At 59.1% G+C, this 13,490-nt stretch carries 9 protein-coding genes; 4 read left to right on the top strand and 5 right to left on the bottom strand.

Going from position 1 to position 13,490, the window contains the following annotated elements; genetic code table 11:
• Positions 1-97: 97 nt before the first annotated feature.
• Positions 98-754 (bottom strand): hypothetical protein, encoded by a 657-nt coding sequence (locus K5K89_RS28690; protein ID WP_231999497.1) that lies wholly within the window; start codon positions 752-754, stop codon positions 98-100.
• 35 nt (positions 755-789) lie between these two features.
• Between K5K89_RS28690 and K5K89_RS17735 the strand changes: the two genes are divergently transcribed.
• Complete coding sequence (locus K5K89_RS17735; protein ID WP_050554011.1) at positions 790-1,239, top strand: hypothetical protein; 450 nt, start codon at positions 790-792, stop codon at positions 1,237-1,239.
• A 134-nt stretch (positions 1,240-1,373) separates the two neighbouring features.
• Positions 1,374-2,390, top strand: a complete 1,017-nt coding sequence (locus tag K5K89_RS17730) for an ABC transporter substrate-binding protein (protein WP_222539924.1) — start codon at positions 1,374-1,376, stop codon at positions 2,388-2,390.
• A 138-nt stretch (positions 2,391-2,528) separates the two neighbouring features.
• On the opposite strand, the gene K5K89_RS17725 is transcribed toward K5K89_RS17730, so the two are convergent.
• Positions 2,529-4,655, bottom strand: a complete 2,127-nt coding sequence (locus tag K5K89_RS17725; RefSeq protein ID WP_222539923.1) for a TonB-dependent receptor — start codon at positions 4,653-4,655, stop codon at positions 2,529-2,531.
• A 95-nt stretch (positions 4,656-4,750) separates the two neighbouring features.
• Complete coding sequence (locus K5K89_RS17720; RefSeq protein ID WP_071490047.1) at positions 4,751-5,140, bottom strand: DUF2946 domain-containing protein; 390 nt, start codon at positions 5,138-5,140, stop codon at positions 4,751-4,753.
• A 93-nt stretch (positions 5,141-5,233) separates the two neighbouring features.
• Here K5K89_RS17720 and K5K89_RS17715 point away from each other — a divergent pair, with 93 nt between their 5' ends.
• Positions 5,234-5,671, top strand: coding sequence for a DUF3995 domain-containing protein (locus K5K89_RS17715; RefSeq protein WP_058425721.1), 438 nt, complete (start codon positions 5,234-5,236; stop codon positions 5,669-5,671).
• Positions 5,672-5,700: 29 nt separating this feature from the next.
• Here the strand turns inward: K5K89_RS17715 and K5K89_RS17710 are convergent, their stop codons facing one another.
• Together K5K89_RS17710 and K5K89_RS17705 are read right to left on the bottom strand one after the other, a co-directional pair.
• Positions 5,701-6,033 (bottom strand): hypothetical protein, encoded by a 333-nt coding sequence (locus K5K89_RS17710; protein WP_222539922.1) that lies wholly within the window; start codon positions 6,031-6,033, stop codon positions 5,701-5,703.
• Positions 6,030-10,664, bottom strand: coding sequence for an RHS repeat-associated core domain-containing protein (locus K5K89_RS17705; protein ID WP_222539921.1), 4,635 nt, complete (start codon positions 10,662-10,664; stop codon positions 6,030-6,032). The genes K5K89_RS17710 and K5K89_RS17705 overlap by 4 nt, the downstream gene beginning before the upstream one ends.
• 253 nt (positions 10,665-10,917) lie before the next feature.
• Here K5K89_RS17705 and K5K89_RS17700 point away from each other — a divergent pair, with 253 nt between their 5' ends.
• A complete protein-coding gene (locus K5K89_RS17700) occupies positions 10,918-13,419 on the top strand; it encodes a TonB-dependent siderophore receptor (protein WP_222539920.1) in 2,502 nt (833 codons plus the stop codon).
• Positions 13,420-13,490 lie beyond the last annotated feature (71 nt).

Raw genomic sequence — 13,490 nt, 5'->3', positions numbered from 1 at the left:
TTGGAGATAACTGCACTGGAGAAACCTGGCCCGTGGGGCGCAAACTTCAGTGGACGGGCCAGTATGGCAGTTGTTGCGGGTCGGCGGCGCGGTAAAGTTACCGGGCGGACGAAACGATAGCTCCATGTTGGGCGTGCAACACGGCTTCGAGTTTTTTGGCCAGTTCGCAGGCCTTGACATGGTCGCTGCGGAAGCCTTTGATGCGGCCACTGAGCACTTCGCGCACGTGGAAGAAGTTCCGGCCGGCAGGTACGACTTGGTAAAGAACCGAATCCGGGTACCCCTCGAAGCTGTTCAAGCGGTAGTATTGCGCCTCGTCCTGACAGGATGAACGGGTTTGCGAAGACATAGCGCTGTAGGGTGATCTTTGCATGGCCTGCTCCTTTTCGATCTTGCGGGATGACTGGATTGCAGCGTTTTGAGTGGTCTTGATCCATGCTGCTGTTTTAGTATTGTCGTCAGCAGTCAGCGTCCGGTTCCATGACAGCGTGTTTATTTGTGTATGCATGTCGGAAAACTGCATTTTTAATTGGGTTATTCTCTGAAGTTGGTCGACCCGTATTCTCGGGCCGTTGAACCTGTGATCTCCTGTGGCGCCTGATGACCTTGCACAAGGCCCATCGCGCATGTCTGTACTAGTCTTTCGGCTCGACAGCAGGATTTTCTTCAGTTTTTTCAAAGAATGAGTTGTGTGATCGTGCCGTGATGGCCGTTTTTTGTGCTGCCCGCTTTGGCGGACAGCGCTCTTTTCCATGTGGGGGCGTTTCCTTGGCAGTCAGTAATCTGGATATGCACGCGTTGTTCGTGCTGGGTGATTTGCGCGCAAAGTTGGTCAAACAGTTCCAATCCCGTTTTGTCTACATCACCGAGCAGACGCCGGAAGGCATTTACATCGCCGAAATCGATACCGAGGCGGCGATGGTGGTGGATGACAAACCACGCCTTGAGCTCAAGGTCGGCGACCATTTTCGTGCAGCGGTATTGCCCAGTCGTGAGGGCGGCAAGTTCGAATTGAAGTTCCGCGACATCAAGTTGACGGTGTACGGCCTGGGCGACTACGCCTTTGTGTCGTCGGCCGAAGGCCAGGGCATCGTGTTCAAGGAAGGCCACAGCGTGATGCTGGTGTTCGCCGCCAACGAGCAATTGCAGGAAGGCCTGACCAAAACCCTGAAGGCTGTCACCGGCAAGGCCGCCAAATGGCGCAAGGGCGAACTGGTCACCTTCAAGGCCAGTGAATAATCAGCAAAAAAACGCGAACACCCGTTATCTCCCGGAACCTCTACTACAGTTGAGTTGACTTAACTATTCAGAGGCTTCGCGCATACGCAGCAAAGCCGTCCGCCATTGGCTGCGATATCGCGAGGTGCGAAGGCATGAAAGGATTGAGAACGCTGTTGGCTGCGTCCCTGACAACACTGGGGCTGTCAGTGGCCACGTTGCCGGTAAGCGCCGCCGAGGCGCCGGTACATTTTGCCGACCTGAACTGGGAAAGCGGCAGCCTGATCACCGAAGTGCTGCGGGTGATTGTCGAGAAGGGCTACGACCTGCCCACCGATACCTTGCCCGGCACCACCATCACACTGGAAACCGCCCTGGCAAAGAACGACATCCAGGTGATCGGCGAAGAGTGGGCCGGCCGCAGCCCGGTGTGGGTCAAGGCCGAGGCCGAAGGCAAGGTGGTGGGCCTGGGTGACACGGTCAAGGGTGCGACCGAAGGCTGGTGGGTGCCGGAATACGTGGTCAAGGGCGACCCCGCCAAAGGTATCAAGCCCCTGGCGCCGGACCTCAAGAGCGTGAAGGACTTGGCACGCTACAAGGATGTGTTCAAGGACCCCGAATCCCCCGGCAAGGGGCGCTTTCTCAACAGCCCCATCGGCTGGACCTCGGAAGTGGTCAACAAACAGAAGCTCAAGGCCTACGGCCTGGATGACAGCTACGTGAACTTCCGCAGTGGCTCGGGCGCGGCACTGGACGCGGAGATCGCTTCATCGATCCGGCGCGGCAAGCCGGTGCTGTTCTATTACTGGTCGCCGACGCCGCTGATGGGGCGTTACAAGTTGATCCAGCTGGAAGAGCCGCCGTTTGATGCCGAGGCGTGGAAAACCCTGACGGATGCGGATAACCCTGATCCGAAGCCGACCCGGTCGTTGGCGTCGAAGTTGAGTATCGGGGTCTCCACGCCGTTCCAGAAAGAGCATCCGCAGATTGTGCAGTTTTTCGAGAAGGTCGAGTTTCCGATTGAGCCGTTGAACAAGGCATTAGCGAGCATGAGTGAGAACCACACGGCGCCACGTGAGGTGGCCCAGGCGTTTCTCAAGGAACATCCTGAAGTCTGGAAGGCCTGGTTGACTGAGGATGTGGCGCAGAAGGTTGAGGCGAGCCTGAAATAACCACGGATCTTTCAGTTCAATGCGAAGCAGGTGTGGGAGGGGGCTTGCTGCCGATTGCAGCGAGTCAGTCACGGCATGGTTGACTGATCCAACACTATCGGGAGCAAGCTCCCTCCCACATTTAGCTGCATTCCAGGATCAGAACCGGGTCTGCACCGCCAACTCAAAGGTTCGTGGTGAGCCCAAGTAATACGCCGGCGACACATGGGCAAACTCGGCATACACCTCATTCGTCAAGTTGCGCACCCGGCCCGTCACCGAGGTGTGTGAGTCCACCTTATAGCGCAGGAACGTTCCGAACAGGGTGTAGGCCGGCACTGTCTGGGTGTTGGCGTTATCTGCATACACCTGGGCTACATATCGCGCGTCCACACCCCCTTGCCAGTCCTCGGCAAAATCATAGGTCAGCCACAGATTGCCCACGCGCTTGGGCACGTTGGTTGGCGTGTTGCCCTTGCGCGACACCACGGCGCCACTGGCGATTTTCTCGTTGAAGTCATCGTACTCGGCATCTACCCAGGCGAAGTTGCCTTCCGCCAGCAGCCTTGGCGTCATGCGCAGCGAGCTGGCCAATTCGATCCCTTTGGATGACTGCGCACCGACCGGAATGCTGTTGCTGGGGTCCTGCGGGTCGGTGACGGCAAAGTCCTTGCGCTCGATCTTGTATGCGGCAGCGGTGGCCGAGCCACGCCCGTCCAGGTAGTCGAATTTGCTGCCCACTTCCCACTGCTTGCCCGTCGAGACATCAAACACTTGCGTGGTGGTGTTCGGTTGCTCGGCGGCGGTGCTGTATTGCACATACACATTAGCCGTTGGGATGAACTGGTAGGTCAGGCCCACACGGCCGGTCACCGGTTCCCAGTTGCGTTTGAAGTGGCCGGGGTTGGTGGCGGTTATCGCACGGTGGTTGGTCACATCCAGGTCGATGGCGTCATAACGCAGGCCAGTCAGCAGCGACAATGTGTCGGTAAGGCCCAGGCGATTTTCCACGAACAGTGCCTTGGTGGTGACTTCGTTGGTCTTGTCCTTGCCGAAGCGTTCCCGGGTCCGTGGCAGGTCAAAGAAGTGTCCGGGGTTGAAGTTGTTCGGGTCTACCGTGCTGTTGCCTGGCACATTCCACGGAGTGTTGGTGGTGCTGTTGACTTTGTACTCGAAGCCGCCGGACCAGGTAGTCGACAGGCCGAAGAGGCTATCGTCGTGGCGCAGTTCGAACTGGTTGCCGTTTTGTTCGCCCTGATGACGTACCTGATAGGCCGTCGAGCGGTTTACCGCCGTGTTGTTCGCGTTGTACTGATAGGTTTCCAGGTTGCGGTAATCGCGTTGGCTGTCCAAATGGTAAAGGGTGTTTTTCAGCGTGGTGCTGTCGTTGAGCCGGTAGTCGATGATCGAGCGTGCCCAGATCGTGCGTTGTTCGTAGCGCCCGTCGGCGACGTTGTAGTTGTTGAACCGGTTGTGTCTGTCGATCTTCAACTCGCCTGCCTTGGGGTTGAGCACCGGTGTGCCCCAGTAGGGGCTGTCTTCGTGCTCATCCTGGTATTCCAGCGCCAGGGTGTGGGACAGGTCGGGCGTGAGGTCACTGAGCAGGGAAAACGCCAGGCTCCACGCGTCGCGCTGATCGCGGTCGATGTAGCTGTGGTTGGTGTTGCGGCTCACATCCAGGCGTGCGTAATGCTGTACCTCGGCGCCAGGTTCGGTCAGGGCATGGTTGACGCCGAAGGCCATGCCGGCGGTGTCGTAGCTGCCGTAGGTGAGCTGGCCTTCGGCGGCCTGTTCCTCACGGGTGGCCAACTTGGTCACGTAGTTGAGCGAGCCGCCCACGGAGCCTGCGCCGTTGATCAGCGAGGAGGGGCCACCCACCAGTTCCACCCGGTCATAGATCCACGCATCCACGGGGCGCGCCAGGCCGGTGGCGACGTTGATACCGTTGAACATCTGGGTGATCTGGCTGCTGGTAAAGCCGCGATAGGAAACAAACCCGCCAAACCCCGGCGGGGCGCTGGCGTTGACGCCGGGCAAGGTGTTGGCGGCATCGCGGAAGGTCTTGGCGCCATGGCGCTCGATGTCACTGCGATTGGCGATGGCCACCGACGCCGGGGTTTCCCGCACGCTCAAGCCCAACCGCGACGCCACGCCGCTGGATTGATCCAGGGCCAGGCCGGGTTCGGCGGTTTGCTCGCCATCGATGGTGGTCGGGGCCAACTCTAGGGCCCAGGCGCAGACAGGCAGGCAGCCGAACAGGCCTGCCAACAGGGGTAGATGTTTCATGGTTGAATCCTGAAAAACTTGGCTTGAAAACAACGCACAGCCGCCCGTACTTCCTTGCGGAAACGGTACTCAGTGCAGATCGGAAAGCGAAGGCATCAGGCGAAGGCAGGCGGCGCGCGCGGATTGGCCGCAGGCCAGGTGAAGCGGGCAGGGAGATCGGCAGCCAGGACGATGGCAGGCGGTGGAGCATGGGGCTGTGGCAACACCGCCACGTTCAGGCTGGAACTCAGCGCCGGGCCCATGCCGCCCGTGGAACACAGCGGGCAGCCAAACGCCTTGGACAGCGTCGGCAAATTCTCTTCAGTGGAATTGGACGGCTTGGGCGCCTGGGTACGTGGGTCCACCGTACAAAACTGGCCGCCGATGCCATTGAGCTGCATCCCGACCATCTGCCCATGCCCGATACTGCAGGCGAACACATTGAACAGGACGCAGCAGTAGAGCATCCAGGCAATGAGCGAGCGGTCGGCACGGGCAAGTTTCATGGGGCGGCACTTTACCATCAGCCGCCGACGAAATGCCTGCAAAAAATCTCAGGGCGACTATCCTGTTTCGCACCTTTTCAGGGAGAGCCAGCCATGAGCTTCGTTGTCGCACGATGGATTGTCGGCGTTTTTACCTGTATCAGCATGGTCCACCTGTACTGGGCCGCCGGCGGCAAACTCGGCTTCCAGGCCGCCATTCCCCAACTGCCCGGCGAATTTGCCAACGGACCCAGACCTGCATTCAAGCCCTCGGCACTGGGCACGTTCCTGGTGGCGATGGGGTTGGTGGCCATTGCGCTGTTGGTGTGCCTGCGCGCCGGCTTGTACTTCTCGGCGGTGTCCCACGGGGCGTTGCAGTGGGGCATCAGCGCGATTGCCGTGCTGATGTTTGCCCGGGCGATTGGGGATTCGGAGTTGGTCGGGTTCTTCAAGAAGGTCGGTGGGTCGAGGTTTGCGCGGTGGGATACTTATTTTTATTCGCCGTTGTGTTTGGTGTTGGGGGTGGGGTTGTTGGTGGTGGCGTGGGGGTGAAAGGGGACTAATGCAGGATTTGTAAAATTCTAGAAGAAGAAAAACAGGCCTGTTCTGTTTTTGATCGCAAGGGTGTTTAAAGCAATTATTTTGCTCATAGTAGATGAGTTTTCGTGCGTCAAATGGTTGTTGAGGATCTCTAAGGTTTTGGTGAGCTCCTCAAAGTTGTAAATGGCTTCGTCTTCGTAATCGTCGATGATTTTTCCAAGCGTGGTGTTTATCGCTTCAAGCACGCCGGACTCAATAAGTTGTCCGTACTCTTCGTGGGTAAGGGTAACGCTTTCGAGTAAAGATTCTGGGCATTCGTCTACGTCTAATAGACTCATGGCCTCTAAGGTGAGTGGGGTGCAGATTACTTTCATTTTTTGTGTGCCTTTTTATTAAAGTGTGTTGCTTCATTATATTCGCTTTGCGTTCTACCGATTTGCTTTCCTGAGGGAGATAACCTGTTGTTAGGAACCACGCCTTTAAGGCTCAAGTAGCGCCTTTTACCGGGCTGTGATGGGTCATGGATTCTGAAGTAGTCCCCGTTGAGGTCCTCTACAATTTCAATCCCATTTTCAGGGTTCTTGTAGATCTTCTTGCCTTTGTCTGTCGTCGTCACGATTGGGTGAGTGCCGGTAAACTTGACGATGTTTTCATCTAAGCTTGCTACCTCCCACTTTGAGGAGTACTTGGCTGCGCGTTCAGCCCCCCCAGTTTTAGGAAGTTCAGCCTCCCCTGGGTGCACTTGTGCTGACTTAACCGGATCCTTAGCACTTACCTCTTCCCTGCACCCGTTATCTCCAGGGCAGTTATTCAATCCCAACGGATCAATCCATCCAGTTGGGTTTGGCACGTACTGGTACGTATTGATCCCACCCGCCAGCTTCACCGGATCCGGTGTGAGGTAACGACCAACATCCGGATTGTAGTAGCGATGACGGTTGTAATGCAGCCCGCTTTCCTGATCGAAATACTGACCCTGGAAACGCAGCGGGTTGTCGATTTTTCCTATGTCGAGGCGGCTGATTTCGCCGTAGGCACGGTAATGCGTCGACCAGACGATTTCGCCGTCTTGGGCAGTGAGTTCCTGCGGGGTGCCCAGGTGGTCGAGTTGGTAGTGATAGGCCTTGGTTTCCCTGGGGCCGAAGCCTTCCAACAGCGCCAGCGGACGGAAGCTGTCCGGTTCGTAGAGGTAGCTGCGGTGGCGGTCCTTGTGGTGTTCGGCGATGAGCTTGTCGCCTTGCCAGAAAAACTCAGTGGTTACACCGTCGACAGTTTTACTGATACGCCGCCCAAACGGGTCGTAGCGGTAGCTGGCAGTCTGGCCGTTGGGTTTTTTAATACCGATCAGGCGGTGCTGACAGTCGTAGCGGTACTCGGTGACGAGTTGATGGCCCTTACCGCGGCGTTCGCGGATGAGGTTGCCGAAGGCGTCGTAGTCGTAATGGTGGTCGCCCTGGATCATCAGGCGGTTGCCAGCGACGATGTCGGGGCCGGGGCGGTTTTGCATGAGCAGGTTGCCGGCGGGGTCGTGGCCGAAGCGTTCCTGCTCGCCTTGGGTGTGGTCGGCGCGGGTGAGGCGGTTGAGTGGGTCGTAGTGGTAGCGGTGTTCACCTTTGCGAGTGTCGAGCAGGCGGGTGAGGTTGCCGGTTTTGTCGTAGTCGTAGTGGCGGCGGTAGACCGGGCCTTCGGCGTCATTGATGCTCTGGTTGAACAGGCGGCCTTGGTGGTCGTGTTGGTAGTGGCTGAGCAGTTGGCCTTGTTGGCGTTGCTGTTCGCGGCCAGCGTGGAACAGGTGTGAGGTGAGTACTGCGCTGTTCAGTTCGACGGTGGCGAGGTGGCCGCCTTTGTCGTGAGTGAAGGTGAGGCGGTTGTTGTCCGGCAGGCGCAGGTTTTGCAGGTGGCCGCAGGCGTCGTAGCCGTAGCGCAGGGTGCCCCAGCCTTGGTGTTCGGCGGTGAGGCGGTTTTGGCTGTCGTACTCGTAGGCCAGGGCCCAGTGGCCGTCTTCGACGCTGAGGAGATTGCCCTGGCGGTCGTAGGTGTAATCGACGGTATTGCCATCGGGTAGGGTTTTTCTGATGAGGCGTCCGGCATGGTCGCGCTGGTAACGGGTAACCAGCTGACTGCCGTCATCGCCGTGTTCGGTCTTTTCCTGAAGGTTGCCGTTGAGGTCGTATACGTACGCCGTGCGCTGACCGTCAAAACCGGTTTCCTGCTGGATCAGGCCGTTGTTGTGGTACTGGAGCCGGTAGGTTTCGCCCACCTCGTTTTCGATCTCGGTCAGCAGTAACCGCGCGTTGTCGTAGCGGTACTTGATCTGGCTGCCATCGGCATTGATGCGGCGGCTGATCAGGTGCAGGCCGTCGGCGTATTCGTAGCGGGTGACGTGGCCCTGTTCGTCGCGTTCGGCGGTGATTTTTCCGTAAGCGTTGTAGGTATATTTACGCGTGTCGCCGCTCGGCAAGACGACCTGGACTAACCGCCCAACGTCGTTCCACTGGTACTGGGTCAGCGCGCCATGCTCATCCTCACGCGCAATCTGTCGCCCCAGATCGTCATAGCGATAACGCTTGATCCCACCATTGGGCAACTGCTCCTCAAGCAACTGCCCGCGCTCGTTCCACACCAGCCGCTGACAGCTGTGATCCGGATACCAAACCCCAACCAACTGTCCGTATTTGTTGTAGGTGTAATCGGTAACGTGACCGTCAGGATCGGTCTTGCGCGTTACATCGCCCTGATCATTGCGCTCATACTTCCAAACCGCCTGACCCCGCCTTACAACCCGTACGAACCCGTTGTCATGCTCGTAGGTCGTCGGCTCATCGTCCCCCGGAAACACGGCCACCAAGCGCCCGGCTTCGTCGTACTGATACGCCGTGATCGCGCCCAGCGGATCCTGCTCAACCGTCAGCCGGCCTTTTTCATCGTAGGATTTGAAGTGCTCGGCCCCGTCAGGATCAACCCGCTGCACCAGCCGCGCCCGCTGGTCATGTACGTAGACTTCCTGGCTACCATCGGCGTTAAACACCGTGACCTGGCCGTTGTCATCCCAGGCATAGCGCGTGTCCATCTGCGAGAAACTCGCCCAATGCCGCACACACCGCGCCGTCTTGCCCGACCGTTCCCACTCCCAGTAGAAACTCGCTCCACCGGCCAAACCGCGCTCAAGAATGACGTGCTGTTCGTCGTACCGATAAACCTCGCTTTCACCGACGGCATTGGTCGCGCAAATCAGCCGTCCCAAGTCGTCATACGCGTAGGAAACAACCGTCTGCTCCGTCACCCAAACAAACGGACCCTCATCCACAACGCGATGAATCTGGTAATCCACCGCCACGATGCGGCCCGACGCGTAGCGCAAAAACAGCGAGCGCCCGACGCCGTTATCCACCCGCTCAATACGCCCCAGAAAATCCCGGGAAATGCGCAGGCGGTTGTCATACGCATCGCTGATCGCTGTCAGCACACCGTCGCGGAAGTGGTAGAAACGTGACGCCTGGGCCAGTACCAGTTCATCAGGCAGCGAACCCAGATAGATCGCCGCTTCGGCCAGGCTGTTGGTGATTGCAGGGCGAGAAGTCGACGGCAAGGGCAGGGTAGTGGAGCGGTTTTCATGATCGGTCCACACCACCGCATCACCCACAACCACCAGCCGATGCGCCAGCGCATGACTCCAGCCAAACCCCAACCCACAATCCACTTCAACCGCACTGGTGCGATACAACCGCGTCCACTCAAACGGCAAGATCCCGTCCAGCGTCCCATCGGTGAGGGTCAGGAATTCCTCGCCGGTGACCATCGACACCGGGCAGCCATTGGTGGCGGTCTTGTCCGCAGGTGCCGCCGCATCCCCATTCGGGTTTCGAGCAAAAACCGGCACATCATCCACATGCTCTTTCTGCTTCAGCACCGCGTTCTGCCGCGCCTTCCAGCGCATCTGCATCGTGCCTTGCTTGAGCCCGCCGACCACCCCGCGAACCGCCACCGCCTTGTAGCGATCCACCGCTTGCATGAACTTCGTCAGAATCGCAAGAAGACCCTTAACAAAACCCACCGCCGCCTCAAGAATCCGCACTCCATACTTGACCAACCGCAAACTCAAATACGCCACACCCGCGGCCGGCAAGGCGATGGTCAACACGGCGCCAATCACCAGGTCAATCAGCAGCGACACCACAAACCCTGCCGCTACCTCGGCCATTTCACTGGGCGGTAATGCGTCCAGCCAGAGCATCGCCGTGCGTACCATCAGGTACAGCGCCGCCTCGTCACTGGCCAGCAACATGGCCTGCTCCATGACCTTTGGCGTATCGGTGGCGACTTGTGCCAACTTGGCGGCTTGATCACCTAACTGCTCGGCGAACTGCATCGGGTCTTCAAGAATCGCCTGTACCAGCTTGATGCTGTCCCACACGTCGTGAATCGCCGCCCAACTGCCCGCCAACAGACCGCTGCCAATCGCACTGGCGGTCGAGCGCTCCCAGTGCGGTTTAAAGCCAGACCACTGCTCCCGAAGCCACTGCTGCAGATCCCCCATCAACCCGTCGTAGGAGGCAAACAACGCGTCGACTTGCTCGCTGGAAACACCGCCCTGCACCCGCACCTGATAGCGCCCACCCGCCGCGCAGTGATGTGAGCCCTTACCCTGTTCATCCAGCATGATTACGCTGGAACTGCCGTCATCCAGGCCGATGACCTCAACCGGGATATTGCCGATTGGTACGTCATATACCGACTCGAACTTGCTCTCGATCTTCAGTTCACCGCCCATCGGGCAGCGGGTCACGGTCGAAAAGTCAGTGTCGGAAAGGCTCACCGAACGCTGCGAATCGCCAAGCCGCAATACCCGGTCAATCCCCAGCAACGACGGCATGTCAGCCGCATGGCTCACTGAATCCAGCGCGCGCGAATACCAGGCGTTCATCTGCTGGCGATAAATCACCAGGCTCTGATGAAAGCCATCCAGCTCAAATTCGATCAGGGCAATGTGGGCAGCGTGGGTCATCCATGACGTCTCGGCAAAGGGCAAGGCGTCGGAGCATGCCGCAGCAAAATACGGTTGGATGAACGGTTGGAAAATTCAGAAAGAGCCCACTACGCAGGGGGAAAAACCGCGAAAAGTCAGCCCGAAGTGCTACACCGAAAAGCGATAAACCTGATTGCAAAATTGCCCGCCAAATAAAAATCGCTCGCATCCTTGCCCGATTTCCCGACATGGCCGTCATGGTTAATAGAACCTCCCTTACGCAGGATTTCCCATGTCGCGCCTTGCTCGTCCCTTGCACCCACTGGCTCTGTCAGTGGCGATGGCTTTTGCCGCCGTGCCGTTGTTGACCGTCCAATCCTCCTATGCCGAAGAGAGCAGCAGCGCGCTGCGCCGTTTCTCGATTCCTGCGGGTGACTTGAGCCAGGCACTCAATAGCCTGGCCGAGCAGGCGGGTCTGGTGCTGGCCTTCGATGCGGGCCTGACCCGGGGCAAGCGCAGCAAGGGTTTGAGCGGGCAATACGACACCGACGTGGCACTGAGCCAATTGCTCGCCGGCAGCGGCCTGCAAGCCTTGAAGATTTCCGCCGACCGCTACCGCCTCGAAGCCATCCCGGATAACGGTGGGGCCATGGAACTCCAGGCCACCACCATCAGCGGCGCGTACCAGGCCGAAAGCCCGACCGGGCCGGTGGCCGGCTATGTGGCCACGCGCAGCTTGTCGGGTACCAAGACCGACACCGCGCTGATCGAAACCCCGCAGTCGATTTCCATCGTCACCAAAGACCAGATGCGTGCGCAGAACGCCGAGAGCCTCAACCAGATCCTGCGCTACAGCGCCGCCGTCATCCCGGAAACGCGTGGCGCCACCGCATCGCGTCTCGATCAACTGACCATCCGCGGTTTCTCCCCGGCCACCTACCTCGATGGCCTGCGCATGCCGTCGAGCCGTGACGCCTTGCCGCAGAAAGACGCCTTCGACCTGGAACGCGTGGAAGTGCTGCGCGGCCCGGCGTCGGTGCTGTACGGGCAGGGCACGCCGAGCGGGGTCATCAACATGGTCAGCAAGCGCCCGCTGGACACGCCGTTTCATGAAGTGGGCGTGGAATACGGCACCTTCAACAAGAAGCGCACCACCTTCGACTTGAGTGGCCCCCTGGATGATCAGGGCGTGTATTCCTACCGTGTGGCCGGGCTTTTCGACGATGCCGATGGGCAGGTGGAGCACACCGAGACGCGCCGTCAGTCATTGTCCAGCGCCTTTACCTGGCGTCCGGACGACGCCACTTCGCTGACCCTGCTCGGGCATTTCCAGAAGGACCCCAAGGGGGCTTCCTACGGCTCGGTGCCGGCCTGGGGGTCGGTGCTGCACAGCCCGACTGGACGCAGCATCGATGTGGATTTCTACGATGGCGAAAAGAACTTCGAGAAAAGCGACCGCGAGTATTACTCGATCGGCTGGGCGTTCGAGCATCACTTCGATGACGTGTGGACTGTGCGCCAGAATGCGCGTTACCTGCGCAGCGAAGGCCAGTACCGCAGCCTCTATAACAATTACCTGATGGCGGATTACCGCACCATCCGCCGTTCGACCATCGCCAGCGATGTCGACCTGGATGCCTACACCCTCGACAACCAGTTGCAGGCCAGATTCGATACCGGCCCCTTGCAGCACACCTTGTTGATGGGCCTCGACTACCAGAACACCAGCACCGACACCAAGTCCGGTTCCGGCGTGTACACCGCAGGCCCGACCCTGGATATTTTCAACCCGGTCTATGGCGCGGCTGTCCCGGTGCCGGCCTACACCACCGACGGCACTTCGCGCAGCGAACAGACCGGCGTGTATCTGCAAGAGCAGATGAAGTGGGACAAATGGGTGCTCTTGCTGGGCGGTCGCTATGACTGGGCCAGCACCGACAGCAGCACCAAGACCCTGCGCACCGGCGCCAAATCCGAGTCGTCCCTGGACAGCAAGGCGTTTACCGGTCGTATCGGCCTGGTCTACCTCTTCGACAATGGCCTGGCGCCGTATGCCAGCTATGCGGAGTCGTTCAATCCGCAATCGGGCACCGGTTACGGCGGTTCGGTGTTCAAACCGACCGAAGGCAAGCAGTACGAAATCGGCATCAAGTACCAACCGCCGGGCAGCAACAGCTTCATCACTGCGGCCATCTTCGACCTGCGCCAGACCAACGTGCTCACCACCGACCCGGACCCCACCCACCTGTGCGGCACCGGGCGCTGCCAGAGCCAGGACGGCGAAGTGCAATCCCGTGGCTTCGAGCTGGAAGGCAAGGCCAGCCTCAACGACAACTTCGACATCACGGCAGCCTACGCGTACCTGGACAACCGCATCAGCAAATCCAACAACACTGTGCGCTATGCGCCCATCAGCGATATCGGCGTAGGCCCGGCCATCGCCGCCGAAGGCACCACCACCTACGGCGTGCCGCGCCACACTGCGTCGGCATGGGCTGACTACACCTTCCACGATGGTCACCTCAAGGGCTTCGGCGCGGGTGCGGGCGCGCGTTATGTCGGGTCTTCGTGGGGCGATACCGCCAACACCCTCAAGGTGCCGGGCTACACCTTGTTCGATGCCGCCGTGCACTACGACATCCCCAACATCACCAGCCTAAAGGACAACCTGCGCCTGGCGCTCAATGCCACCAACCTGGCGAATAAAGAGTATGTCGCGTCCTGCTACTCCTATTCGTGGTGCTGGTATGGCTCGCAGCGCACTGTGCAGGCGAGCGCAACCTATCAGTGGTGATAAGGCAATTTAATGGCCCCTTTGTAACTAAATCCTCGCCAGAATCGCTTTTATTTTCAGGTGGTTAGGTG

Origin of the sequence: Pseudomonas sp. DR208 (assembly GCF_019823005.1) — a bacterium.
In the GTDB taxonomy this organism is placed as follows: Bacteria; Pseudomonadota; Gammaproteobacteria; order Pseudomonadales; family Pseudomonadaceae; genus Aquipseudomonas; species Aquipseudomonas extremorientalis.
The sequence above is the reverse complement of the archived record's forward strand: the minus strand, read 5'-3'. Positions and strand labels throughout refer to the sequence as shown.